This window comes from Mariniflexile sp. (assembly GCF_041583155.1).
Taxonomy (GTDB): Bacteria; Bacteroidota; Bacteroidia; order Flavobacteriales; family Flavobacteriaceae; genus Mariniflexile.
The window spans coordinates 75,328-102,010 of sequence record NZ_JBFHGK010000003.1; the positions used below are offsets into that span (position 1 = coordinate 75,328).

23 protein-coding genes are annotated in these 26,683 nt (G+C 33.8%); 17 read left to right on the top strand and 6 right to left on the bottom strand.

The genetic code is table 11. The annotated features are described in order from the left end of the window. The first annotated feature begins 249 nt into the window (after nt 1-249). The 13 genes from gltB to ABYI63_RS01965 all read left to right on the top strand — a co-directional run bounded on the left by gltB (nt 250) and on the right by ABYI63_RS01965 (nt 18,041). Complete coding sequence (gene gltB, locus ABYI63_RS01905; protein WP_372752836.1) at nt 250-4,764, top strand: glutamate synthase large subunit; 4,515 nt, start codon at nt 250-252, stop codon at nt 4,762-4,764. A 5-nt stretch (nt 4,765-4,769) separates the two neighbouring features. Then, nucleotides 4,770-6,233: a glutamate synthase subunit beta gene (locus ABYI63_RS01910; RefSeq protein ID WP_372752838.1), complete on the top strand. Its 1,464-nt coding sequence runs from the start codon at nt 4,770-4,772 to the stop codon at nt 6,231-6,233. Between the two features lie 719 nt (nt 6,234-6,952). Next, nucleotides 6,953-7,486, top strand: a complete 534-nt coding sequence (locus tag ABYI63_RS01915) for a hypothetical protein (protein ID WP_372752841.1) — start codon at nt 6,953-6,955, stop codon at nt 7,484-7,486. Nucleotides 7,487-7,809: 323 nt separating this feature from the next. Next, entirely contained in the window at nt 7,810-9,114 is a 1,305-nt protein-coding gene (locus ABYI63_RS01920; protein ID WP_372752843.1) for a hypothetical protein, read from the top strand. A 31-nt stretch (nt 9,115-9,145) separates the two neighbouring features. Beyond that, on the top strand, nt 9,146-9,661 hold the full coding sequence (locus tag ABYI63_RS01925) for a hypothetical protein (protein ID WP_372752845.1): 516 nt from the start codon (nt 9,146-9,148) through the stop codon (nt 9,659-9,661). A 16-nt stretch (nt 9,662-9,677) separates the two neighbouring features. Continuing rightward, nucleotides 9,678-10,634 (top strand): DUF6175 family protein, encoded by a 957-nt coding sequence (locus tag ABYI63_RS01930; protein ID WP_372752847.1) that lies wholly within the window; start codon nt 9,678-9,680, stop codon nt 10,632-10,634. Nucleotides 10,635-10,652: 18 nt separating this feature from the next. Continuing rightward, entirely contained in the window at nt 10,653-11,591 is a 939-nt protein-coding gene (locus tag ABYI63_RS01935; protein ID WP_372752849.1) for a hypothetical protein, read from the top strand. 374 nt (nt 11,592-11,965) lie between these two features. Further along, complete coding sequence (locus ABYI63_RS01940) at nt 11,966-12,262, top strand: hypothetical protein (RefSeq protein WP_372752851.1); 297 nt, start codon at nt 11,966-11,968, stop codon at nt 12,260-12,262. 93 nt (nt 12,263-12,355) lie between these two features. Further along, nucleotides 12,356-13,948, top strand: a complete 1,593-nt coding sequence (locus ABYI63_RS01945) for a SulP family inorganic anion transporter (protein ID WP_372752853.1) — start codon at nt 12,356-12,358, stop codon at nt 13,946-13,948. Between the two features lie 6 nt (nt 13,949-13,954). After that, nucleotides 13,955-14,791, top strand: a complete 837-nt coding sequence (locus ABYI63_RS01950) for a universal stress protein (protein ID WP_372752855.1) — start codon at nt 13,955-13,957, stop codon at nt 14,789-14,791. Nucleotides 14,792-14,815: 24 nt separating this feature from the next. Then, entirely contained in the window at nt 14,816-15,445 is a 630-nt protein-coding gene (locus tag ABYI63_RS01955) for a carbonic anhydrase family protein (protein ID WP_372752857.1), read from the top strand. Nucleotides 15,446-15,466: 21 nt separating this feature from the next. Then, nucleotides 15,467-16,123: a DUF2490 domain-containing protein gene (locus ABYI63_RS01960; RefSeq protein ID WP_372752859.1), complete on the top strand. Its 657-nt coding sequence runs from the start codon at nt 15,467-15,469 to the stop codon at nt 16,121-16,123. A gap of 55 nt (nt 16,124-16,178) precedes the next feature. After that, on the top strand, nt 16,179-18,041 hold the full coding sequence (locus tag ABYI63_RS01965; RefSeq protein WP_372752861.1) for a SulP family inorganic anion transporter: 1,863 nt from the start codon (nt 16,179-16,181) through the stop codon (nt 18,039-18,041). A gap of 49 nt (nt 18,042-18,090) precedes the next feature. Here the strand turns inward: ABYI63_RS01965 and fbp are convergent, their stop codons facing one another. After that, complete coding sequence (fbp, locus tag ABYI63_RS01970) at nt 18,091-19,098, bottom strand: class 1 fructose-bisphosphatase (RefSeq protein ID WP_372752863.1); 1,008 nt, start codon at nt 19,096-19,098, stop codon at nt 18,091-18,093. Between the two features lie 120 nt (nt 19,099-19,218). Between fbp and ABYI63_RS01975 the strand changes: the two genes are divergently transcribed. Genes ABYI63_RS01975 through ABYI63_RS01985 form a run of 3 tightly spaced genes read left to right on the top strand, consistent with a single transcriptional unit; the run spans nt 19,219 to nt 22,802 of the window. After that, entirely contained in the window at nt 19,219-19,698 is a 480-nt protein-coding gene (locus ABYI63_RS01975) for an N-acetyltransferase family protein (protein WP_372752865.1), read from the top strand. A 1-nt stretch (nt 19,699) separates the two neighbouring features. After that, entirely contained in the window at nt 19,700-20,950 is a 1,251-nt protein-coding gene (locus tag ABYI63_RS01980) for an aspartate kinase (RefSeq protein WP_372752867.1), read from the top strand. 22 nt (nt 20,951-20,972) lie between these two features. Further along, complete coding sequence (locus tag ABYI63_RS01985; RefSeq protein WP_372752869.1) at nt 20,973-22,802, top strand: GNAT family N-acyltransferase; 1,830 nt, start codon at nt 20,973-20,975, stop codon at nt 22,800-22,802. 63 nt (nt 22,803-22,865) lie between these two features. On the opposite strand, the gene ABYI63_RS01990 is transcribed toward ABYI63_RS01985, so the two are convergent. The 5 genes from ABYI63_RS01990 to ABYI63_RS02010 all read right to left on the bottom strand — a co-directional run bounded on the left by ABYI63_RS01990 (nt 22,866) and on the right by ABYI63_RS02010 (nt 25,302). Then, the gene (locus ABYI63_RS01990; protein ID WP_372752871.1) at nt 22,866-23,177 is read right to left on the bottom strand and encodes a DUF4870 domain-containing protein; all 312 of its coding nucleotides are present in this window, start codon (nt 23,175-23,177) and stop codon (nt 22,866-22,868) included. 64 nt (nt 23,178-23,241) lie between these two features. Beyond that, a complete protein-coding gene (locus ABYI63_RS01995; protein ID WP_372752873.1) occupies nt 23,242-24,006 on the bottom strand; it encodes a sulfite exporter TauE/SafE family protein in 765 nt (254 codons plus the stop codon). A gap of 48 nt (nt 24,007-24,054) precedes the next feature. Next, on the bottom strand, nt 24,055-24,441 hold the full coding sequence (locus tag ABYI63_RS02000; protein ID WP_372752875.1) for a VOC family protein: 387 nt from the start codon (nt 24,439-24,441) through the stop codon (nt 24,055-24,057). Between the two features lie 15 nt (nt 24,442-24,456). Then, nucleotides 24,457-24,828, bottom strand: coding sequence for a VOC family protein (locus ABYI63_RS02005; RefSeq protein WP_372752877.1), 372 nt, complete (start codon nt 24,826-24,828; stop codon nt 24,457-24,459). Between the two features lie 6 nt (nt 24,829-24,834). After that, nucleotides 24,835-25,302 (bottom strand): DUF1801 domain-containing protein, encoded by a 468-nt coding sequence (locus ABYI63_RS02010; protein ID WP_372752879.1) that lies wholly within the window; start codon nt 25,300-25,302, stop codon nt 24,835-24,837. Between the two features lie 125 nt (nt 25,303-25,427). Between ABYI63_RS02010 and ABYI63_RS02015 the strand changes: the two genes are divergently transcribed. After that, a complete protein-coding gene (locus ABYI63_RS02015) occupies nt 25,428-26,657 on the top strand; it encodes a serpin family protein (protein WP_372752881.1) in 1,230 nt (409 codons plus the stop codon). The last annotated feature ends 26 nt before the right edge of the window (nt 26,658-26,683 follow it).

The window sequence follows — 26,683 nt, forward strand, 5'->3', positions numbered from 1 at the left end:
TTTTCTAAAATTTTAATGTTTTATTCTAATATTCTCCTTAATTATTAGCATAAATTCAGTTATTTGCAATTATTGTTATATAATAGGTGTTGAGTATTTATTAAAAAATGTCTTTATTATTGATATATAATTATTTTTAACTCAACTTCCTTTCTAAAATCGAAATAATGAATAAACCCCTATTGTTATTCAAAAACTAGGTTATATCTTAGCGTTTCAACTCTAGTTTTAAACCAATATTTGTTGATTATGCTGAAGAAACAAGGAATGTATTCGCCTGAATTTGAACATGAAAATTGTGGGGCAGGTTTTATTTGTAATCTTAAAGGAGAGAAAACAAATCAAATCATTCACGATGCTCTAGAAATTCTTGTGAAGTTAGAACACCGTGGAGGTGTAAGTGCTGATGGGAAAACCGGCGATGGTGCAGGTTTGTTAATTGATATTCCTCACGATTATTTTAAGCGCGTATGTGGATTTGAAATTCCTGGGCAACGTGAATACGCCGTGGGTATGGTATTTTTGCCTAAGGTGCGTAACCAGTATCAATTCTGTAAAGATACTTTTGAAAAGGAAATTAAAGATCAAGGACTTTCTATATTAGGATGGCGTGAAGTTCCTGTTGATTCTTCTCAATTAGGGGAAATTGCCCGTGCATCAGAGCCAACTATTGAGCAAATTTTTATAGGAAAAGCTGGGGATATGGATGAGGCCACCTTTAAGGCTAAATTGTACGCTGCTAGAAAAATTACCGAACATGCCATTAGAAAATCTAAAATTTCTGAAAGTAGCTATTTTTATCTTCCAAGTTTATCTACCACTACTTTGATATACAAAGGTATAATTATGCCTGAAGATATTGGGCCTTATTATACCGATTTACAACAGCCAGATTTAGTTACACGTTTGGCATTAGTGCATCAGCGTTTCTCCACTAACACCATGCCAACATGGGAGTTAGCACAGCCATTTAGATATATGTGTCAAAATGGAGAAATTAATACGTTGCGTGGTAACGTAAGTAGAATGCGTGTTCGTGAAGAAATCATGAAGAGTGATGTTTTTGGACCACAAATAGAGAAATTATTTCCTATAATATTGCCTGGAAAATCGGATTCTGCTTCCATGGATATGGTTGTTGAGTTGTTAACACACACCGATAGATCATTACCAGAAATTATGATGATGATGATTCCTGAGGCATGGGAAAAACACAAAACCATGTCTGAGGAGCGTAAAGCATTCTATGAATACAACGCTTGTATCATGGAAGCTTGGGACGGACCAGCATCCGTACCGTTTACAGATGGTGATTATATTGGTGCATTATTAGATAGAAATGGATTAAGACCTTCTAGATATACCATTACTAAAAGCGGTAAATTAATCATGGCCTCAGAAATTGGGGTTGTTGATATCGCTCCAGAAGATGTTGAAAGACATGGTAGATTAGAGCCAGGAAAAATGTTCTTGGTTGATATGAATGAAGGACGCATTATTGAAGATGAAGAAATAAAAAGTAAAATTGTTTTAGAAAGACCATATAAAGAATGGTTGGATAAAACAAGGTTACATTTAAAGGATGTACCTTATACTAGTGAAACCTGTTCTATAGAAACTATTGATATTAAAACGCGTCAACGTTTATTTAATTATACATTTGAAGATATTCAGGATGTTATAACGCCAATGGCAATTACAGGTAAAGAGGCTTTAGGGTCAATGGGTACTGATACGCCGTTAGCTGTTTTATCGGATAGACCTCAATTAATTTCAAACTATTTTAAACAATTATTTGCACAAGTTACCAATCCACCTTTGGATGGTATTCGCGAAGAAATTGTTACAGATATTGCTTTAAATTTAGGTAAAGACCGCAATATATTCAGCATTACCGAAAGACAATGTAGAAAGTTAAGAATTCAAAATCCGGTAATTTCTAATGCGGATTTAGAAAAAATTAGAACTATAAAAATTGAAAGTTTCAAGGCTGAAACTATTCATATGTTATACCCAAAAGCACAAGGACTTAATGGTCTTGAGGATGCTCTGGAAGATATCGTAATTCAAGTTTCAAAAGCAATTGATAGAGGTGTAAATATCATTATATTATCAGATAGAGGTGTTAATAAAGATTTTGCACCTATACCTGCCTTATTAGCTTGTTCTTATGTAAATCATCAAACAAACCGCTTACGTAAACGTTCCTACTTCGATATCATTATCGAATCGGCAGAACCACGTGAACCACATCATTTTGCCACTTTATTTGGTTATGGCGCTAGTGCAATTAACCCTTATATGGTAAATGAAATTATCCGTGCGCAGGTAAAAGAAGGTTTTATTACGGGTATGGATGAAGATAAAGCTGTTACTAATTTCAATAAAGCCATTGGTTCAGGTATTTTAAAGATTATGAACAAAATTGGGATCTCTACTCTGCATTCGTACAGAGGTTCTCAAATTTTCGAAATAGTAGGTTTCAACTCTCAATTTGTTGAAAAATACTTTCCACATACAGCTTCTAGAATTGAAGGTATTGGTTTGTATGAAATTGAAAAAGAAATTACAGAACGTTATAAATATGCCTATCCAGATAATTTAATTGATAAACGATTAGGTTTAAATATTGGAGGGGATTATAGATGGAGACGTAATGGTGAACGCCATATGTTTAACCCTACTACCGTTTCAAAATTACAACAAGCAGTAAGGTTAAGTGATCAGGCAAGTTATGATGTTTATGCGAAAGCTATAAACGAGCAAGCCGAGAATTTAATGACAATTCGAGGATTGTTTGAATTTGATAAACTGGACCCAATTCCATTAGATGAAGTGGAACCTTGGACTGAAATCGTGAAACGTTTTAAAACTGGAGCGATGTCTTACGGATCTATTTCTAGAGAAGCACATGAAAATTTAGCCATTGCCATGAACCGTATTGGAGGAAAATCCAATTCAGGAGAAGGTGGAGAAGATAGAAAACGTTTCCATCCAGATTTAAATGGAGATAGCAGAAACTCGGCTATTAAACAAGTGGCATCTGGTCGTTTTGGTGTAACATCCCACTACTTAACCAACGCTAAGGAAATACAAATTAAAATGGCTCAAGGAGCTAAACCTGGTGAAGGTGGACAGTTACCTGGGGAAAAAGTATTACCATGGATTGCTGCAGCACGTAATTCAACCCCTTTTGTTGGATTAATTTCACCACCACCACATCATGATATTTATTCTATTGAAGATTTAGCACAATTGATTTTCGATTTAAAAAATGCCAATCGCGATGCAAGAATTAACGTGAAGTTGGTTTCAGAAGTTGGTGTAGGTACTATCGCAGCTGGTGTTGCAAAAGCAAAAGCCGATGTAGTATTAATTGCAGGTTACGACGGTGGAACGGGAGCATCTCCTTTAACATCATTAAAACATGCTGGTTTACCTTGGGAACTTGGTCTTGCCGAAGCACAACAAACCCTAGTATTAAACAATTTAAGAAGTAGAATTGTTGTAGAATGCGACGGACAGTTAAAAACCGGTAGAGATGTTGCCATTGCCGCTTTATTAGGAGCTGAAGAATTTGGTTTCGCAACAGCACCATTAGTGGCTTCAGGTTGTATCATGATGCGTAAGTGTCACTTAAACACTTGCCCAGTAGGTATCGCAACTCAAGATAAAGAGTTACGTAAAAACTTTAAAGGCACACCAGAACACGTTATTAATTTCTTCTATTATATTGCTGAAGAATTAAGAGGTATTATGGCCCAGTTAGGGTTCAGAACTCTGGCAGAAATGGTTGGTCAAACTCACAAAATAAACGCCAATAAAGCCATCACACATTATAAGGCAAAAGGCTTAGATCTTTCGGCAATATTACATAGACCGGAAGCTTATAAAGTAATGCCTGTTAGAAATACTGAAAAACAAGAACACAACTTAAATGATGTACTTGATTTCCAGATATTAAAAGATTCTCACAGAGCTTTATATAGAAAAGAGAAAATGACGTTGGAATATCCTATCCATAATACAGATCGTACGGTTGGGGCTATTGTTAGTAATGAAATTTCTAAAATTTATGGTCATCTTGGATTGCCAGAAGATACATTAAACATCAACTTTACAGGTTCTGCGGGTCAAAGTTTTGGAGCTTTTGGAGCAAATGGATTAACATTTACACTAGAAGGAAACACAAATGATTACCTTGGAAAAGGATTGTCAGGAGCCAAATTAATTGTTAAGAAACCTGCTAAAGCTACGTTTGTTGCAGAAGATAACATTATCGTTGGAAACGTTTGTTTATTTGGTGCTGTACAAGGTGAAGCTTATATAAATGGTATTGCTGGCGAGCGTTTTGCAGTTCGTAATTCAGGAGCTATAACTGTAGTAGAAGGCGTAGGAGACCATGGTTGTGAATACATGACCGGAGGAAAAGTAGTTGTTCTTGGTAAAACAGGAAGAAACTTTGCAGCAGGTATGAGTGGAGGTATTGCTTATGTTTACGATCCAGAAAACAAATTTACTAACGGATTGTGTAATACAGGTACTATTGAGTTTGAAGAAGTGTTAAATGGTGATGCGGATGATTTAAAAGCATTAATTGAAAAACATGTAAAATATACTAATAGTAACCGCGGTAAAGAATTATTAACAAACTGGGAAACTAGTTTGAAAAATTTCGTAAAAGTTATGCCAACGGAATACAAACGTGCTTTAATACGTTTAGAGACTGAAGAACCAATGGTAGAAGAATTAACAACAGCATAATTGTCATGGGAAAAGTAACAGGATTCAAAGAATTTGAAAGACAAGATGAAAGCAATGCGCCAGTAAATGAGCGTGTAAAGCATTATAAAGAATTTACAATTCCTTTAAGTGAAGCGGAGTTAACTAAACAAGGTTCTCGCTGTATGGATTGTGGTATTCCATTTTGCCATAGTGGTTGTCCACTTGGTAATTTAATACCAGATTTTAACCATATGGTACACCAAGGCGAATGGCAAAAAGCCTCTTGGTTATTACACTCAACAAATAATTTCCCAGAGTTTACAGGTCGTTTATGTCCTGCACCATGTGAAAAGTCGTGTGTATTAGGGATTATTGAAGACCCCGTTTCTATTGAAAATATTGAAAAAAATATTGTAGAACGTGCTTTTAAAGAAGGTTGGATAAAACCACAACCACCTAAAACCAGAACAGGAAAAACCATTGCAGTTGTTGGGTCAGGACCGGCTGGATTAGCTGCAGCGCAGCAATTGAACAGAGCAGGACATACGGTAACTGTTTTTGAAAGAGATGATGAAGTGGGTGGATTATTACGTTACGGTATACCAAATTTCAAAATGGAAAAAGGTATTATAGACCGTAGAGTCGCAATTTTAGAAGCGGAAGGAATCACTTTTAAAACCAATGTAAATGTTGGCGTTAATTATGACGTTAAGCAGTTAAAGGATTTTGATGCCGTAGTATTATGTGGCGGTGCTACAGAAAGACGCGGATTACCAACACCAGGAGCTGATGCTGATGGTGTGGTGCAAGCGATGGATTTCCTTACTCAGCAAACTAAAGTTGTTTTCGGTAAAGAAGTAGAAAACCAAGTATTAGCAACAGATAAACACGTTATTGTTATTGGAGGTGGTGATACAGGTTCAGATTGTGTTGGAACCTCTAATCGTCAGGGTGCAAAATCGGTAGTGAATTTTGAAATCATGCCAAAGCCACCAGCACATCGATCTCCGGCAACACCTTGGCCTTTTTGGCCATTACAGTTAAAAACATCTTCATCACATGAAGAAGGTGTTGAAAGAAACTGGTTAATAAATACCAAGGAATTTGTTAAAGATGCAGATGGTAAACTAATTGCTTTAAAAACTGTTAACGTAGAGTGGAAAATGGTTCCTGGACAGCGTCCAGAGTTAGTAGAGCTTGAAGGGACTGAAAAAACATGGCCTTGTGATTTAGCGTTATTAGCTCTAGGTTTTACAGGACCAGAAAGCACTATTGCAGACCAATTAGGTATAGAAAAAGATGCGCGTTCTAATTATAAAGCTGATTACGGCAAGTATCAAACAAACATTCCAAATATATTTACTGCAGGTGATATGCGCCGAGGACAATCTTTAATTGTTTGGGCAATTTCTGAAGGTCGCGAAGCAGCACGCCAAGTGGATATTTATTTAATGGGTAAATCCGATTTACCTACTAAAAATGAAAAGGACGATTTGGTAGCTTTATAATTTAATTGTCTAAGTGTTATATAATAAAAAAATGCAAACCTTAAGGTTTGCATTTTTTTATTATACTAGGTTAAGCTCATTAGAAATTCATCTTTGTGCCTTTTAGAAATAGCATTGTGTTGTATTGTCCTAAAAGGTTAAATAACCTACTAAGCAATTAATCGTTCTATTTCAAAACTGATTCTAAGGATGTTCTTTTTATTTTCTTCTAATCTGGCAATTTCATCTTTCTTTTCAACAGTAATTTTTCACGAGAGTCTTTCGCCAATACATTGGAATAAATTATAACATAATAACTTATTCTAACACGTACGAATTACGAATCAATTTAAAAGATACTTCGTGGGTTGAAGCTTGAAAATATTAAAAATAAATCAGAATAATCCTTGAAAAAATAATTAACAAGCTACAGATAATAAATAAATACCTATAAATAATAATTAGTGTTAGTTTTTTAATATATTAAAAACTAGGTTTATAGAAGCTATTAATCAATTCATATTCAGTTTTTAATGAAATCTCTCAAATTTTCGGTGACATTTATTGTTCTGCCATGGTATTTCAAGATAGAAAAGTCTTACCATGTTTCTTTTTTACTTCGTTACAAACATGGATGGGTAGAAATCTAATTCAAGCATTTTTCAAACATACGGAAGAGCATTGATTTGAATAGTTTTAAATGATATAATTAAGTTCATATCAATTACAAATTAAAAAAAATGAAAAAAATCAACTCATTATTATTTTTAGTTACACTGATAATTATAACAAGCTGTTCGGATAATGGTGGCAATGATTCCGATAATGGAGCCGTTTTTGGAACCATTCAGTTGTCTGGCCCTGATACAGCAGCCATTGGTACTTCATTAAAGGTTGGAAATATAGATATTGATGGGTTAGATACTACAGGCACTTCCAAATCTGTAACCTTACTTGATGAAAACACCAACATTGAAGATGGTGAACTTGTACCAACAAATTTTTCTAATGCCTTTGTTATTGTGGCTGTTCAATTTAGTGCAGAAGATATGGCTGACGGAGAGAAAGCAATTTCTATGGCTATACTTAAAAATGGCGAAGAGTTTAGATATGTATGCACCACACCCTCGGAAACTTCTTCCTTTGATACCGATTGTGGTACGGGCTTTAGTGTTGATAAAACAAATAAAAAGGTGACTTTTCAAAACACAACGGTTATTAATACCGACACCGGAACTATATTGACCATGAATGGGGTAGTGACTTGGGATTAATAGAATAGTATTATAATAGAGACTAAAACTAATTAGTGAAATAATTTCAGAATCAAACAGCTTTTAACTAATCTTTTAAAACCTTCACAAATGAAAATAAAAATTACTCTTTTAGTCATCGGATAATCATTGATTATCAATTAAACTCCCTAAATGTAATTGCTTTAAATAAAACCGTTCGGGTAATTGCACAGTACAATTATTTGCAGAGCACTATTTCCGAAGCTTGTATTCGATATTTTAGTTACGTAAATACTTTTAAACTAGCTATGGCAATATTACAACAGAAGCTATTAGTTTATTTAACCCAAAAATCCCTCTAAATGAAAAATTCAATAAATCTTATACTGGTATTAACTCTCTTTTCAAGCGCATTGTTAAGAGCGCAAGAAGCAGTTTCGGACTTTAAGTATAAACGAAGTTCATTACATACTTTAATGATAAGTGACCTTGAACAGGAATATAGTGATACCATTCAAAGCAAATTTATTAATGCACCTTTAATTGATAAGTTTAACAATCATATTGTAAACCTTCGCTTAATTCCAAAATCAGACTCCACGTTTGTTTATAAAGACACGTTGGTTAAGGAGGAAGATGACACAAAAAAGAAAGGCGTTTTTTCAAAGTTTAACCAAAATTCAAATGATAAAAAAGAAGAAAAAGCAAACCAACACCTAGCTATATTGAATTACCTAAACAGCAAGGGAATAGCCAAGGATTTGGTTGAAAAATGGTTTAATAGAAGTGAATTAGGCGGATTCAATATGGATTTAATTGCTGAACGAGGTTTCTATAACGCATCCGATTTAGATGTCAAAATAGCCAATAATACCGAAAGAGGATCAGCTATGTTGGCAGATGCAGGCGAGGAACTTATAAATAACACCTTTGTAATCGTGAACAATTTTAAATACACCAATAAAGAGGAGGTTGCAGAAAAAGCCAAAGGCTTATTAGCGAATATTTCTTCAGTTGCTTCCTATTTAGGTAAGGATGATATTGCGACCGCCAGTACTTTAGCTTCGGGTGGTGTTGGTGTTGCAGGAAAAGGCTATGTTATAAAAACAAATGCTTATCTCTACAAATTGGTTTGGAATGATGAAGTGGCTAGTATTTTTTACAATGATTTTTGGACCGATGATGCTTCCGTTGATTCGGAAAAGAAAAAGGCATTTGACGAAACAGATCTTTTTAAATTGGAATACATCGGAACTGAAACTTCTTGGGCAGACATACAAAGCACGTCCTTTTCTAAAAAAAGCAATCAGGATTTAATTAGTGTGGCAACTATAAGAGCTATAGATAACGTAATTGCAAAACTGCAACGAGAATTTGAGGTTTTTAGAACCAAAACACCCTTAATAAGCGGGGACCCTATAACCGCCAAAATTGGACTAAAAGAAAACTTAGAAAAAGGCGACAAGTATGAAGTTTTAGAACAAATACTAAATGATAATGGTGTAACGGAGTACAAACGGGTGGGTGTTATAAAAGTAGAGAAAGACCTGATTTGGGACAACAGATACAATGCCAACGAAGAAAACCCTTCAGACATGGCGTATACAACTTTTAGTGGCTCTAAAGGGAAATATTATGCAGGTATGTTAATCCGACAAATTAATTAACCTAAAACTATTAAAAACTATGACACTATACATGAAAAAACTAACTATCATGGTGGTTATTTTACTAACAGGAATAACCACTAATGCCCAATGGAAAAATGAAAAAGCCAATGAGGATACTGAAATATTTCGTTATGATATAGAATGTGAAGGGATTGGAAAATTAGGCTCTAAACTTGTTAAAGTTTGGTCGTATTCCAAAAATCCGAAACATGCTATTTCTCATGCCATGAAAAACGCAGTACACGGTATAATTTTTAAAGGGTTTGCAGGAGGGCCACAGGGGTGTACATCTTTCAGCCCATTATTAAGATCGGCAGAAAAGGCTTCTGAACATGCCGCTTTTTTTGAAGCCTTTTTTGCAGATGGTGGCGATTACCTTAGGTATGTTTCTGCGGCTACTGATGGCAATATCGCACCGGGCGATAGGCTAAAGGTAAGTAAGCGTGAATACAAAATAGGTGCTGTTGTTAATGTTCAAACAGACATGTTAAGAAAACGATTGGAAGAAGAAGGCATCGTTAGAGGTTTAGCGTCGGGGTTTTAATTTTAAATAATATTTTATGAAAAAACAGATTCATTTATACATTGGCTATTGTCTATTTTTTATAAGTACAGTAGCAATTAGCCAGGCCAAAAAGCCAACACTTATGGTTGTTCCTAGTGATGCTTGGTGCATAAAAAACGGCTATGTTATCAATTATGATGATCAAGGAACCATGGTACAAATACCAGATTATCAAAAAGCCTTTCAACAAGACACAGATGTTCTTCTTGTAATTAGCCAGATAAATGGTATGATGGCAGATAGAGGTTTCCCATTGAAAAATATGGAATCTGCTATTAAAACCTTAAAATCAAATGCGGCTGAAGACAATATGCGTTCGTCAAAAGATTCTGGTAGTGATGTTTCCGAAAGCCCAATTGATGCTTTAAAGAAAGTGGCGCAAGCCGATATTATCATGCAGCTTACATGGGTCGTAAATCAAACGGGACCTAAAAAGTCTATAACCTTTAATCTTCAGGGATTAGACGCTTATACAGATAAACAAATAGCCACTGCTGCAGGTACGGGTGCGCCCTCTTTCTCAGCGGAATTGCCAGTACTGCTTTCAGAAGCGGTTTTGGCGCATATGGATAAATTTACAGAACGTTTACAGGCACATTTTGATGATATGTTTGCTAACGGAAGAGAAATAATTGTTCGTGTTCAAAAATGGGATGATTGGGATGGTGATTTGGAAACAGAATTTGACGGCGAAGAACTTAGTTTTATTATTGAAGATTGGCTGGCTGCCAATACAGTAAAAGGTCGTTTCAGTACGGCTAATATAACCGAGAACATGGCATTGTTTGAACAGGTAAGAATTCCATTAGAAAATGAACAAGGCAGAGCTATGGATGCCCGACGCTTTGTAAACGAACTTAGTAAATACTTAAAAGAGGCTCCTTACAACATATCAAATAAGTTGGTTATGAAAGGATTGGGTAGGGCTACGGTTATCTTAGGAGGTAAATAAATTATAAAATTTAAACAAATGAAAAACTTATTATTCAGTTTCATGTTTCTTTGCTCCTTAGTGTTAACGGCCCAAAGTAATGTTAATTATGATGGTATTTTTTTAGGTTCTTATATTCCTAATCAAATAGAAAGTGTTCCTGCATATGCGGAAAACATGTTGACCAATAAGCTAAATCAAATAATTACAGCAAATGGTATTGGGCAAGGGGGGTATGGATCGCAGTTTATAATTACACCTAAAATTATAGTGCTTAGCAAAGATGTTATGCCAACGGCACCGCCAACCATTGCATTAAATTTGGAAGTAACCATGTATGTGGGTGATGGTTTTGAAGGTACTCTTTTCTCTAGTGAAAGTATTCAAGTGAAAGGTGTGGGTACTAATGAAAACAAAGCATTTATGGCGGCGGTTAACCAAATAAAGCCTAAAAACCCGGTGCTTCAACAATTAGTTTCTAGAAGTAAGGAGCGTATTATTGACTATTATAACACCAATTGTAATTTGGTAATTGCTAAAGCCGATGCGCTAGCTTCGCAAAATAACTATGAAGCTGCTTTAGGGCTATTGTCTGGTGTCCCTGTTGTAAGCAACTGCTTTAATGATGTTAAAAATAAAATAAACGCTGTTTATATCAAGGCCATTAATTTAGACTGCAAACGAAAATTAAATGAAGCAAGCAGTATTTGGGCTGCAAATCAAGATTTAGATGCAGCAAATGAAGCAGGTGCCATCTTATCAAGCATTCAACCAGAAGCGTCGTGTTTTAATGAAGTAAAGGTTTTGTATCAAAATATTGCTGAACGCATAAAAGCTAAAGAACTTTTAGATAGAGATTGGATTTATAAGTTAAAAGAATTAGATGTTGAAAGATCTAGTATTCAGGCTGCTAGAGATGTAGGGGTTGCCTATGGTTTAAACCAACAGCCAACATATAATATACGAGGATGGTATTAAATTTTTATATTTTTTTTTGTAAATGTTTTGTCATCTTGAGTTTTAATTAGAAATAATTAATTCTTTGATTCTTTCTAATTAAAAACAATACACTCAATCTGCCTTAAATGATGACAATTTAAAGGTAGATAGAAGCTGCCGCTATCTAAATTGATATTTAAAAATGAAATAGATTACTCACTTTATTTAAAATGAGAATACTACCAAATACACGTGTTATGCGCTATTTGAGGTTTTCATTATATCAAATCCATAATTTTTCACTATTAAAAAAAGAAATAACCAAAAATCAATAATTTTTAAATCATTTTAAAAATTATTTAACATAATAACAGGCTTTAAGTTTTATATTTGCTTTTTTGATAAGAAAAAGGATGTACAAAAAAACAATAGCACTTTTCTTTACTTTATTATTTATGGGGCTTATCATGGCTCCCATGGTAATTGTTGTATTAGATGATGCTGTTGATACATCAATCTTTTATTCTATAGCAGAGGAAGAAGAAAATTCAAAAGCAAAGAAGGTGGTATCTCCATTTTCAATTGCCTCTGCCGAATTTACAACCCATTTCAAATTAAAAAGCTATCAATTTTTTAATTTTAGGTTTAAGAGCTATCCTAAACCACATCTCAATTTAATTTCCCCACCTCCCGAATACATCATATTATAATTTTCCGGTTTTTTTTGGAACTTTTTGAATAAAGTCTAATTATCAAGTCTAACACCTTTTGAAAAATATCCAAGAGGTTAAAATTATTATAGTATGTTTAAAACGTTAAAAAACGACTTGCCCGCAAGTATCGTTGTATTTTTTGTTGCTTTACCTTTATGTTTAGGTATTGCTCTTGCCAGTGGAGCTCCTTTATTTTCTGGAGTAATAGCAGGTATTATTGGAGGAATTGTTGTTGGAGGTTTAAGTGGGTCTAAAATAGGAGTTAGTGGACCTGCAGCTGGTTTAGCCGCAATTGTTTTAACCGCAATAGGCACTTTGGGTGGTTATCAAAACTTTTTAGTTGCTGTAGTTTTAGCTGGAATTATTCAAATCATATTTGGAGTTTTAAAAGCTGGTGTTATTGGTTATTATTTCCCGTCTTCAGTTATTAAAGGGATGCTTACAGGTATTGGTATTATCATTATATTAAAGCAAATTCCTCATTTCTTTGGTTATGATTCGGAACCAGAAGGTGCTGACAGTTTTGTAGAGGCTTCAGGTGAAAATACATTTTCTGCAATTCTGAACATTTCAGATAATATTACCCTAGGTTCAATGACGGTTGGAATTATAGGTTTGTCTATTATCTTATTTTGGGATATAATCCTTTCAAAAAAGGCTAAGTTTTTTCAGGTTATTCAAGGGCCTTTAGTAGCTGTAATAGTTGGTATTATTTATGTTATGGTTACAAGTGATAATGAAGGTTTGGCTATTTTAGATAAACATTTGGTTAGTGTGCCAATTCCTGAAGATGCGGCATCCTTCTTGAATCAATTTAGTTTTCCAAATTTTGGAGCTATCACTAATACTGAAGTGTGGGTAATAGCTTTTACAATTGCATTAGTAGCAAGTTTAGAAACTCTTTTATGTGTTGAGGCATCGGATAAATTAGATCCAGATAAAAATGTTACACCAACCAACAGGGAATTATTTGCACAAGGTGCAGGAAATATTGTGTCTGGGTTGGTAGGTGGATTACCTATAACCCAAGTTATTGTACGAAGTTCTGCAAACGTTCAGTCTGGAGGAAAAAGTAAACTATCTACCATATTACATGGGTTTCTGTTGTTAATATCGGTTATCTTAATACCTCGATTATTAAATATGATTCCTTTATCCGTATTGGCAGCAATTTTATTGGTTGTGGGTTATAAACTTGCAAAACCGACGTTATTCAAAAAAATGTATGCATTAGGATGGAAACAATGGGTGCCTTTTATTTCTACAGTGGTTGGTATTGTGTTTACCGATTTACTAGTTGGTATTAGTTTAGGATTATTGGTAGGTATTGTTGTAATTTTATTAAAGAGCTACCAAAACTCCCATTTCCTTCATATTGAAGACAAAAGTAATGGTAAGCATAAAATAAAAATGACCCTTGCGGAAGAAGTTACGTTCTTTAATAAAGGTGCTATTCTTAAAGAATTAGATAGTCTACCTAGAGATACTTATTTAGAAATTAATCTAATAAAAACCAGGTATTTAGATAATGATGTTATAGAAATATTGGAAGATTTTCTATATAAAGCAAAGGAAAGAAATATTGATATAAAACTAGTTTCAAAACGTGGTATTGTTGAAAACCCACCTAGTTTTATCGATTTCTTTAGAGAAAGACCTAAGTCTGAATTAAGTTTAAGTTAAATCGTTATGAAAAAGGATAAATATAAAATTTTAGTACTGTCAGATTTAAAAAAATCGACTCAAACGATATTGAAAAGCACTGTTAGTCTGGCCAAAATGATTCAAGGTGATATTGAGTTTTTTCACATAAAGAAACCAACAGATGTAGTTGAAAAGGAAAATCAATTATCAGCTATTAGAACCATAAACAGCGAATACAGAAAAACGGAAAAGAAAATACAAAACATTATAACTCCAATCTCGAATGAATTTGGAATAAACATACCGTATTCATTTACGTTTGGAAATATTAAAGATGAAATTTTATCCTATATAAATGAACATAAACCAGATATCATTGTATTGGGTAAAAAGAAGTCTAAAGCATTCAATATCATTGGAGACAATGTTACAGATTTCATTTTAAAAAACCATGAAGGTGTTATCATGATAGCTGCCAATGAAAATGGTTTAGAGCCTGATAAGGAACTTGCTTTGGGGGTATTAAACAATATTGAAGAAGCGTTTAATTTGGAATTTTCCAATAGTTTGCTGGCACATTCTCAAAAACCATTAAAATGTTTCAAAATCATTAATAAGTCCAACGATTTAAAAGAAACTAATGGTAATGGAACAGATACAGATACAATTGAGTTTGTGTTTGAACAAAGCGATAACGCCATGAGCAGTCTATCCAACTACCTTGTAAAAAGTAAAGTCAACCTATTATGCTTAAACAGAGGTGTTGAAAAAGCTAAAAAAGTACCTTCGGTTAATTCCGACGTGAAAGATGTTATCAGTAAGCTAAAGGTCTCGCTATTACTTGCTGGAAAACAAAATCAAATATCACAAAAGTCCATATAAAAAAATCAAATAAAAATATAAATTATGAAAGCACATACAAGAGAAACCCAGTTAACGATGACGCCTGAAAAGTCTTTGCAATATTTAAAAGAAGGGAATCAAAGGTTTCAAAATAACCTAAAGGCAAACAGAAACTTATTAGAGCAAGTTAATGATACTAGCGAGGGGCAATTTCCATTCGCAACTATCTTAAGCTGTATCGATTCTAGAGTTTCGGCCGAATTAGTATTCGACCAAGGGTTGGGTGATATCTTTAGCGTTCGTATTGCAGGAAACTTTGTAAACGAAGACATCTTAGGAAGTATGGAGTTTGCTTGTAAACTAGCGGGCACTAAATTGATAGTAGTATTAGGTCACACAAGTTGTGGTGCTGTAAAAGGCGCCTGTGATGATGCTAAAATGGGTAACTTAACAAAGTTAATTGAAAAAATAACTCCTGCTGTAAATGCAGTTTCAGAGCCTAGTGATGCGAGTCTTAGAAATTCAAAAAATTTAGATTTTGTTGATAGTGTTGCCAAAAAAAATGTAGAATTAACTATAGAAAGAATTCATGCTGAAAGTCCAATTCTAACCGAAATGGAGAAAAACGGAGAAATTCTAATAATCGGCGCTATGTACGACGTAAATACAGGTGAAGTTGTATTTTACGAATAAACAGAATTATTTAAAAACATTATGAAGAAGAGGATAAGTATGGTAGCACTAACAATTTTGTTAGTGCTGCCTAACTTTGTAAAGGCACAAGACAGCGATTTCGGTAATTGGCTAATTTACATTGGAAATAAAAAGATTAATTCTAAATGGAATATTCATAACGAAGTTCAATATAGAAATTATAATGCGATTGGAGATTTAGAACAATTACTTTTACGAACCGGATTAGGTTATACCTTTAATGAGGGCAAAAATAATGTGCTTTTAGGTTATGTCTATATTTTATCGGAAAATTATGTTGGAGATACTGATGAAAAAGAGGATGTTAATGAACACCGAATCTTTCAACAATTTACAGCTTCACAAACTATAGGAAGCATTACATTGAATCATCGCTACAGATTTGAACAACGTTTTGTTGAAGCTGATTTTAAAATGCGTTTTCGTTACTTTTTAGGTTTAAACATTCCTTTTTCAGAAAGCAGTAAATATTATATTTCAGCCTATAATGAGCTGTTTTTAAACACAAAAACAGCTATTTTTGATAGAAATAGATTGTATGGTGGTATCGGTTATCAATTAAATAAAAATTTAAAAGTTGAAGCCGGTTATATGAATCAATTTTTTGAAACTTCAGGTAGAGACCAGTTTAATATAATGACCTTCGTTACTTTTTAAAATTTATAAAACTTAAAAAAATGTCGTAAATTAAAAGCCTAAACTAAATATAGCCATGAAGAAACTGTTCTCAAACATTAGAGGAGATGCCTTTGGCGGAATTACCGCAGGTATTGTTGCATTACCATTAGCGCTAGCTTTTGGAGTTTCATCCGGTTTGGGGCCAAGTGCAGGGCTATATGGCGCTATATTTTTAAGTTTTTTCGCAGCATTATTTGGTGGTACCAATACCCAAATTTCTGGGCCTACCGCACCAATGACGGCCGTAAGTATGGTTGTTATTGCGGGAATTGTTGCCGTGAATGATGGCGACGTTAACAAGGCCTTACCAGCCATTCTTATTGTATTCTTTTTATCTGGATTAATGCAGATAGGTCTAGGAGCTTTAGGCTTAGGTAAATACATTAAATACATTCCGTACCCCGTTGTTTCTGGGTTTATGACGGCCATTGGTGTTATTATTCTCATAACTCAAATTTTACCCTCAATAGGGTATTACCCAAAGGAAGATGAAGGTTTAGTAAACCAATTTAAACCTCAGGCAGAAGAATTAATACTAGAAAATATTCTAAAAGAAGAAGCTGGAGAAGGCATTTTAGTTTTAGAAGATTTTAAAGAAACTATAAAAAGGGCAGAATCCATTAGTGATGAGGATATTTTATTAGAGTCCAAAACCCTTGCAAATAACGAAGCATCTGGCGTTTTAGGAACGTTAAAAGTATTGCCTAGAGCTATACAACACATAAACTGGTTAGAGTTAATACTGGCGTTATCAACCATTATAATAATTTACGGATTTAAACGTATAACAAACAAAATTCCAAGTACACTAGTGGCATTAGTAGTGGTTTCTGGTGCTGCAGTAGCATTTGGTTTAAACTACAGACCCATTGAAGAAATTCCAGGAGGCATACCCATTCCACATTTAGAAATTTTCACAAACTTTAATGTTGGAACTATTACACCTTATGTTTTTACAGCCTTAACATTAGCATTATTAGGTGCCATTGATTCACTTTTAACTAGTGTTGTTGCCGATAATATGACTAAAACCAAGCACAACCCTAACAAAGAACTAGTGGGACAAGGTATTGGTAATAGTATTGGAGCCATTTTCGGAGGTATTCCTGGAGCAGGTGCCACCATTAGAACGGTTGTTAATATTAATTCTGGAGGAAAAACAAAACTTTCTGGAATGATTGCGGGTCTTATGCTGCTTATTATTCTTTTAGGTTTAGGACCAATAGCTTCAAGAATCCCGGCAGCTGTATTAGCGGGCATTTTAATTACCGTTGGAATAGGTGTTATGGATTATAAAGGACTGAAAGCCATTCCAAGTTTACCAAAAGATATTAAGTTCGGTATGCTTAAATTAAGTTCAGAAGTATTAATAATGCTAGTTGTATTGTTATTATCTTCACTTTGGAATTTAGTTTATGCTGTTGGTATCGGGCTTGTAATTGCTTCTTTGATGTTTATGAAGAAGATTGGTGATTTAACAGCCGAACGTTCCGACGTTAGAACTTTAAAGGAAGAAGCGTGGAAAGATGAAATTGGTTTCCCCGAAAAATTAAAAGAAGAAGTTTTTATAAAACATATTAACGGCCCGTTATTTTTTGGTACTACAAGCGATTTTCAAATTCTGGCAAAGCAAATACCCAAAACAGCGTCTACTGTGGTTATTCGATTAGAAAAAATGCCTTATATAGATCAGTCTGGGTTATATGCCATGGAAGATGTATTGGTAGATTTAAGAAAAGACAACATTACGGTATTGTTTGTAGGCTTACTTAAACAGCCAAGATTAATGATGGAACGCATTGATATCATCCCAGATTTAATTTCTAAGGAATATTTGTTTGAAACTTTTAATGAGTGCCTTAGTTGGATTAAGGATAATGTTGAAGATGTATACTAAAAAAAAATGCGAACATTCAAGTTCGCATTTTTATATTCTAATTTATTATTTATTGTGCATTACGCATAAACTCTTCTGCTTTTTCAACCATGTTTTTACTTCCGCAAATAAACGGAGCACGTTCATGTAATTCGGTTGGTTGAATATCCATTATTCTATTAAAACCATCGCTGGCCTTTCCATTAGCTTGTTCTGCCAAAAAAGCCATCGGGTTACATTCGTATAATAAACGTAATTTTCCGTTAGGATTTTTTGAACTTTGCGGATACATATAAATACCACCCTTTATCATATTTCTGTGAAAATCAGAAACCAAAGAACCAATGTATCTTGAAGTGTATGGTCTGTCTTCTTCATCTTTTTGGCAGTATTTAATATAATTTTTTATGCCTTGCGGAAATTGAATATAATTACCTTCATTTACGGAATAGATATGACCGTCTTCAGGGAATTGCATATTAGGATGTGATAAATAAAACGAACCAATGGCCGGATTTAACGTAAACCCATTAACGCCAGCTCCTGTGGTGTAAACCAGCATGGTAGAGGTGCCGTAAACGATATAACCTGCGGCTACTTGCTGACTTCCTTTTTGTAAAAAATCATCCAGAGTTACTGGTGTTCCAACAGGAGTAATACGTCTGTAGATAGAAAAAATGGTTCCAACAGATACATTCACATCAATGTTGGAAGAACCATCAAGCGGATCAATTAAAACAATATATTTATTTTGATGGTTTTCATCATTACTATTAATTGAAATAAAATCGTCTTCTTCCTCACTAGCAATGCCACAAACAATATTACGTTTTGTAAGTGTTTGTATAAACTTTTCATTAGCATATACATCCAATTTTTGTTGGTCTTCTCCCTGTATATTAGTGTCGCCAGCAGCGCCAATAATATCAACCAAACCAGCCTTGTTAACTTCGTGGTTTACTATTTTTGCGGCTAATCGGATGGAATTTAGAAGACTTGATAATTCTCCAGAAGAATACTTGAATGCCGATTGATTTTCAATAATAAATTCTCCTAAGGTTTGCTTTTTGTGAGACATAAAATTGTTTTTAATTACTACAAATATCAATTATTTTTTAATTAACTACAACGTTTTCGTCTAAGATTAATCTTTTAAATATTCAACTTTAAGCTATCTTTGAAATAATTTAAAAATATTATGAATTTTACAATTAGAAAGGCAAAAAAAGAAGATATGCCACGCGTATTGGCATTAATTAATCAACTAGCACATTATGAAAATGAACCAGATGCGGTAATAGTTACCGTTGAAGATTTAGAAAAGGATGGTTTTGGGGAACATCCTGCATTTGTGTGTTTTGTGGCTGAAGTAAACAATAAAGTTGAAGGTATTGCCTTGGTTTTTCATAGATATTCTACCTGGAAAGGTAAAATTTTGCATTTAGAAGATTTGGTAGTTAGTGATACCATGCGTGGTTTAGGCCTAGGTACTGCCCTATTGGATGAGGTTGTTAAATATGGGAGCCAATTAGGTGTAAAGCGTATAAACTGGGAAGTTTTAGATTGGAACAAACCCGCAATTAACTTATACGAGAAAAAAGGGGCAAACGTGTTACGTGAATGGAATGTAGTACACCTAAACGAAGAAGGTATTAAAAACTATATGGCAAATTTATAAAATGCGAGTATTCAAATTTGGTGGAGCATCGGTTAAAGATGCGGATGGTGTAAAAAATGTAGCCTCCGTATTGCAAAAAGTAGGTTATAAAAATGTTTTAATCGTGGTTTCTGCAATGGGCAAAACCACCAATGCTTTGGAAGTTGTAATTAAAAATTATTTTGATAATAAACCTGAACTGCAAAGTGCGATTCAAGAAGTAAAAAAATACCATAACCAGATTTTAATAGATTTATTTGAAGATGAACTTCATCCTATTTATAAAAAAATAGCTACTTTTTTTGAAGAACTTAATGCCTTTTGTAAAACAAACAAATCACCCGACTATAATTTTGTTTACGACCAAATTATAGGGTTTGGCGAATTAATCTCAAGCACAATTCTTAGTGACTATTTAAACGACAATGGATTAAAAAATAACTGGGTTGATGTGCGAGAGCAAATTAAAACCGATAATTACTATAGGCGAGCAAATGTAAATTGGGAAGAAACACAACGATTAATAACCTCTAATTTTAATAGTTCCGTTTTAAATATAACACAAGGCTTTTTAGGTAGCGATCCAAATAATTTTACTACTACGCTTGGTAGAGAAGGGAGTGATTATACTGCAGCTATTTATGCCTATTGCTTAAATGCTGATAGTGTTACCATTTGGAAAGACGTTCCAGGCGTTTTAAATGCCGATCCACGTTATTTTGAGAATGCTCAATTACTAAATCAAATAAGTTACAGAGAAGCCATAGAATTAGCCTTTTATGGGGCATCTGTTATTCATCCAAAAACCTTACAACCACTTCAGGGAAAGGAAATTCCTTTATATGTTAAATCGTTTTTAAATCCCGAAGCACCTGGAACACGCATAGGTAAAAATAGCACACTCGACCCAATGGTGCCATGTTTCATTGTTAAGAAAAACCAGGTTTTAATTTCATTATCATCTTTAGATTTCTCTTATATAGTAGAAGAAAACATAAGTGAAATATTTAATTTACTACATTTATATAAAATGAAGGTGGATGTAATTCAAAACTCGGCCATTAGTTTTTCGGTTTGTGTAGATAATATTTATAATAATCTAGATAAGTTATTACATCATTTAAAGGCGAAATTCAAGGTAACTTGTCACGAAAACGTGTCCCTTTATACTATTAGGCATTATAATCAGGCTTCAATTAATCAAATTGAAGCAGGTAAAACGGTGTTGTTGAAGCAATTAACACAAGAAACTGTTCAAGTAGTAAGTAAATAACAATTTAGTACATTTGCAGTCCATGAGCAAACAACAGGAGATAGGATTAGTTTCGGCAAAAGAAGTAGCTAAAGTAATAAACGTAGATAACTATGGATTTGTAGGAACGTTTGTTGGTTGGTTGCTAATGAAAGTGCTTAAAATATCTACACTTAATAGAATTTACAATCGAAATAAACACCTTAACGACCTACCTTTTTTAGATGCTATTTTAGATGATTTTCAGATTAAATTTGAAATTCCAGAGGAAGATTTGAAACGACTTCCCAAAGAAGGGGCGTACATTACAGTGTCCAATCACCCACTTGGAGGTATCGATGGTATTTTACTTTTAAAATTAATGCTTGAACAGCGTAAGGATTTTAAAATAATTGCCAACTTTTTATTGCATCGTATCGAGCCCATGAAGCCTTATATTATGCCTGTAAATCCTTTTGAAGATAGAAAGGATGCTAAATCAAGTCTTTCTGGTTTTAAAAATGCCATACTTCATTTAAGAGAAGGACGACCTTTAGGTATTTTTCCAGCTGGTGAAGTTTCAACCTATCGCGATGGTAAATTGGTGGTTGATAGGCCTTGGGAAGCTTCAGCCATGAAATTGGTTAAGAAAGCTGAGGTTCCAGTAGTTCCAATTTATTTTCATGCTAAAAATAGCAGATTGTTTTATAAACTTTCTAAAATTAGCGACACGCTTAGAACAGCTAAATTACCATCAGAATTGCTTACCCAAAAACGCCGTACCATTAAGGTTAGAATAGGAAAACCAATTTCGGTGGAAGACCAAAAGGAATACAGTTCTCTTGAAGATTTTTCAGAATTTTTAAGACGAAAAACGTATATGTTATCTAATGCTTTTGAAGAAAAATCGAAGATATTAGATAATATTCAATCTACTTTAAAAGCACCAAGGGCTCCAAAAAATATTGTAACACCAGTGGCAACCGATTTAATGGTTCAAGAAGTTGAGGCCTTAAGAAAGGACGATTCTCGATTGTTACAAAGTAAAAATTATGAGGTATTCTTGGCACAAGCCGATAAAATTCCTAACATACTTCGTGAAATTGGTAGACTTCGTGAAATTACGTTTAGAGAGGTAGGCGAAGGTACCAATGAAGCAATTGATCTTGACGGCTTTGATAATTATTACCACCATATGTTCTTATGGGATAATGAAAGTAAAGTACTTGCCGGCGCATACAGAATGGGCTTAGGTTCTAAAATTTTTGAACGTTACGGCATTGATGGTTTTTATTTGCAAGACTTATTTAGGTTTGAACCCGAGTTGCATAAAATGATGAGTCAGTCCATCGAAATGGGGCGCGCTTTCATTATTAAAGAATACCAACAAAAACCAATGCCTTTATTTTTACTTTGGAAAGGCATTGTGCACACAACGTTGCGCTACCCGGAACACAAGTTTTTAATTGGCGGCGTGAGTATTAGCAATCAGTTTTCAAACTTCTCAAAATCGTTGATGATTGAGTTTATGAAATCGCATTACTACGACCCTTACATTGCCCAATATGTGCATCCTAAAAAAGAGTTTAAAGTAAAGTTAAAAGACGCCGATAAAGATTTTGTTTTTGATGAAACGGAGGCCGATTTAAACAAATTCGATAAGGTTATTGATGAAATAGAACCAGGAGCGCTACGCTTACCTGTACTTCTTAAAAAATACATTAAACAAAATGCCAAGTTAGTAGCCTTCAATGTTGATCCATTATTTAATAATGCCGTAGATGGTTTAATGTACATTAAAATTGCCGACTTACCAGAAAGCACTGTTCGACCCGTTATGGAAGAATTTCAAGCAGAATTGGAACGTAAGTTTATGGAGAATAATGAGGAGTAACCTTAAATAATAAGCTAACAAAAAAGCCTAATGTAAATCTTACATTAGGCTTTTTTGTTTGAATTAAAGTGATTTAAACCAATCTTGAAAGTATTCACCTAAAATTGGAACTAATTTTTTTTGTCCCTCAAAAGCCCCTATAAAACTAATAATCCATAATGCCAACATCGCTAAGTTTAAAATCCATCCCAATACGGGAACAAATGAGCACACTAACGCTGCAAGCATTAAGCCAAGCATTTGCCTAATATAAAATGATGCAAATTCATTTTTAATATTATTATTCATAACAAAAGCAATTATCCAACCAATTAATGTGATGTGTGCGATAATTGCGATGTTTTTGCCATCGCTTAAATTTGTTTCGTAGGACATAATATTGTTTTTTTTGATTGTATAATAAAAATACTAAAAAAAGAATTAGTTATGTAATTCATCCTTATCTAAACAACATAATGACTCCACCTAATGCGGTAACGATAAGAATAAAACGTCTGTAATTTACATTAGAAATTAATGTTACGATATAAGCTCCAAGGAAAAACCCTAATATAATTACAGGAATTAAAACGGAGTTTAAAACTAATGTTTTAACACTTATGGTGTTCCAAACAAAAATATGAAAAGGCAGTTTAAAAACGTTTACAATAAAGAATAGCCAGGCAGCTGTGCCTATAAATTCATTTTTAGGCAGACGCATTGCGAGGAAATAGATATCGGAAATGGGACCAGCTAAGTTGCCGACCATGGTAGTAAAACCAGCCATGAATCCTGTTCCGTTTGAAAACCATTTGTTAGTTGGTACGTTGGCTGATTTTCTGTTTTCCATTATAAACATAATGAGAACAGAACCAATAATGATTACAGCCATAATACGTTTAAAAATCTCTTCAGAAATATCGTTTCCAACCCAAACACCAACTAAAACACCTACAATCATTGCCGGAAGTAATTTGATAATGTATTTCCATTGGGCATGTTTATTGTAATATACCACAGCTAAAATATCGGCACCAATAAGCATGGGCAATAAAACGCCTGTAGAAGCTTTTTCGCCAAACACAAATGCCAAAATAACTACTATAATGATGCCAAGACCTTTAATGCCTGATTTTGATAAGCCTAAAACAAATACAGCAAGACAGATGGCGAACCATTGGATAGCGGTTAGATGAAATGACTGGAGAATGTTTGAATAATTCAAAATGGTTTCTGGGTTTTGGAATTTGATTTGATTTTTTGTTTAGATTTTTTAAAGAAAAGCACTGTCTTTAGGTTCCCAAAGTTCTATTTTATTTCCATCATTATCTAAAATCCAGCCAAATTTCCCATAATCGTATTCTTCAATATTGCCTACAATGGTAACACCTTCTTCCTTTAAGGTTTCTAATAATTCAGTTAAATTTTCAACACGATAGTTAAACATGAAGTCTTTTTTTGAAGGTTCGAAATAATTGGTGTTTTCAGAAAATGGACTCCATTGAGTTGAGCAATCTTCCCCCTCTTTATCTTTCCACCAAAATGTGGAACCATAATCATCGGTATTGAAACCTAGATGTTTTTCATACCAATCTTTTGATGCCTTTGGGTCTTTGGTTTTAAAAAACAACCCACCAATGCCTGTAACTCTTTTTTTCATTTCATTTAGATTGAATTAAACATGTTGATCAACAAGTATGGCATTTCCATCGGGATCTAAAACCACAAAACTTGCCGGACCTTTGCTGTTTTCATCGGCTTCACTTTCAAGTTTTATTCCAGAGCTTTTTAAATGCTTTTGAATGGTTCTAACATCATCAAAAGTATCTAGTTTATTAGCGTTTTCATCCCAACCGGGGTTAAAGGTAAGAATGTTATTTGGAAACATGCCCTGAAACAATCCAACTAAAGCATTGCCGTTTTTCATGATGAGGTAATTTTTTTCAATGTCTCCCGCAAAAACTGAAAAACCCAAAGTTTCGTAAAATTGTTTTGAAGCTTTAATGTCTTTAACACTAAGGCTCATTGAAAAGGCTCCTAATTTCATAATTATTTATTTTTTTGGTTGTTTTTTTATGGCTTCTTCATAAATGGAAATCCACTCTTTTACTGTCATTTTAGATGCTAATTCGCCTATAAGTTCAAAAGGGATGTCGTCCATATATTTAAAACGGATACAGCTTTTGCCCATGTCAATTTTTCGTTTGCAATGTTTAGGATATTCAGAAACGAACCAATTGTATAAATCTTTTGTAGCGTACACACTGGAACTATACACAGCAATAAAGTTTTTTTGAGATGCAATACTCATGAAAGGTAAAGGGAGTTCTGGTGTGCAATGATACCCATCTGGATAAATGGAATGTGGTACCACATAACCAATCATACTATAATTAATGGTTTCTTCAAACCCATCCGGTAAGTTTTTTTTAATGATTTTTCGTAGTTTTTTTATAGGTTCTTGCCGGTCTTCAGGAAGTTGACTTATGTATTCTTCGGGTGAATTGGCTTGGTACTGCATAAGGTTAATTTAATTCTATAAAGTTAATAAAATTCTATAATTTTAGTTTTAGTACCTTTTTTGTTTAGAGCAAGCAACCTTTAATTACTTTTTGCATCTATATTGTAAGATAAAACAAATAAATAATGAAGTTAGTAAACATTTTCACGGTTAGTTTTGCAGTTTTTTTTAGCTTATTAATGGTTCAATCTTGTAGTACAAATGAAGAAACACCTTTAGAACCTTTTAATACTATTGCAAAAGGAGGGGCAGTTGTTTCGGCAAATAATCTTTTTGCTTTTTCTTTATTTGAGGAAATTGCTCAGAGCGAAACTGAAGCCAATTTTATGATTTCGCCTGTTAGCGCTTCACTTGCTTTAGGCATGGTTTATAATGGGGCTGCTGGCGATACCCAACAGGCCTTTTCTAATGTGTTTAATTATGGAGATATTACTTTAGAGCAAACGAATTTGGTTAATCAAAATATCATAAACCACTTAACCCGTAACGCCTCTGGCACAACTTTTGAAATTGCCAATTCACTTTGGGTAAATAATAGTTTTCCAGTAAATGAAAATTTTTTAGAAGCCAATAGAAGTTACTATACTGCTGAAGTTCAAAATAAAGATTTTCGCGACCCCAATACTTTAAAAACAATTAATAATTGGGTGTCGAATAAAACTAATGGGAAAATTTCAAATATTTTAGATGGAATTGCCCCAAATGCTGTATTGTACGCAATAAATGCGCTTTATTTTAAAAGTGATTGGAAGTATCGTTTTGATGTTAAGGACACTAAAAAAAGATCTTTTCAATTAAATAATGGCACCGTTAAGCAAGTAGATATGATGTCTATGAGTGAAGATTTGAACTATTTTTCAAATTCCATATTTTCTTCGGTTGAACTTCCGTATGCAAATAACGAATATACCATGATTCTCATGCTTCCAAATGTTGAAAATACAGTAGATGATATTTTAGCTATTATGAATAATGAAAACTGGATGTCGTGGCAAAGCAGTTATTCTGAACATAATTTAAGAATCACGATGCCTAAGTTTACGTTTTCCTATAAAAAAGAATTTAATGAGGCCCTAGTTAATTTAGGTTTGGGCATTGCTTTTAGTGATAATGCTAATTTTAGTGGTATAAGCGATATTTCAACCAAAATTTCGTTTGTGTTACAAAAAACTTTTATTGATGTTAATGAAGAAGGCACTGAAGCTGCTGCGGTAACCGTTGTAGGTGTAGAAACTACATCAGTTAACAGTCCTAAACATTTTCTGCTAGACAGACCTTTTATTTTTGCCATAAAGGAAAAAGAAACAGGGTCTATTTGTTTTATTGGGAAAGTTGGTAATCCCGAGTATCAATAAGCTATATAGTTGTTAGATTGTTACAA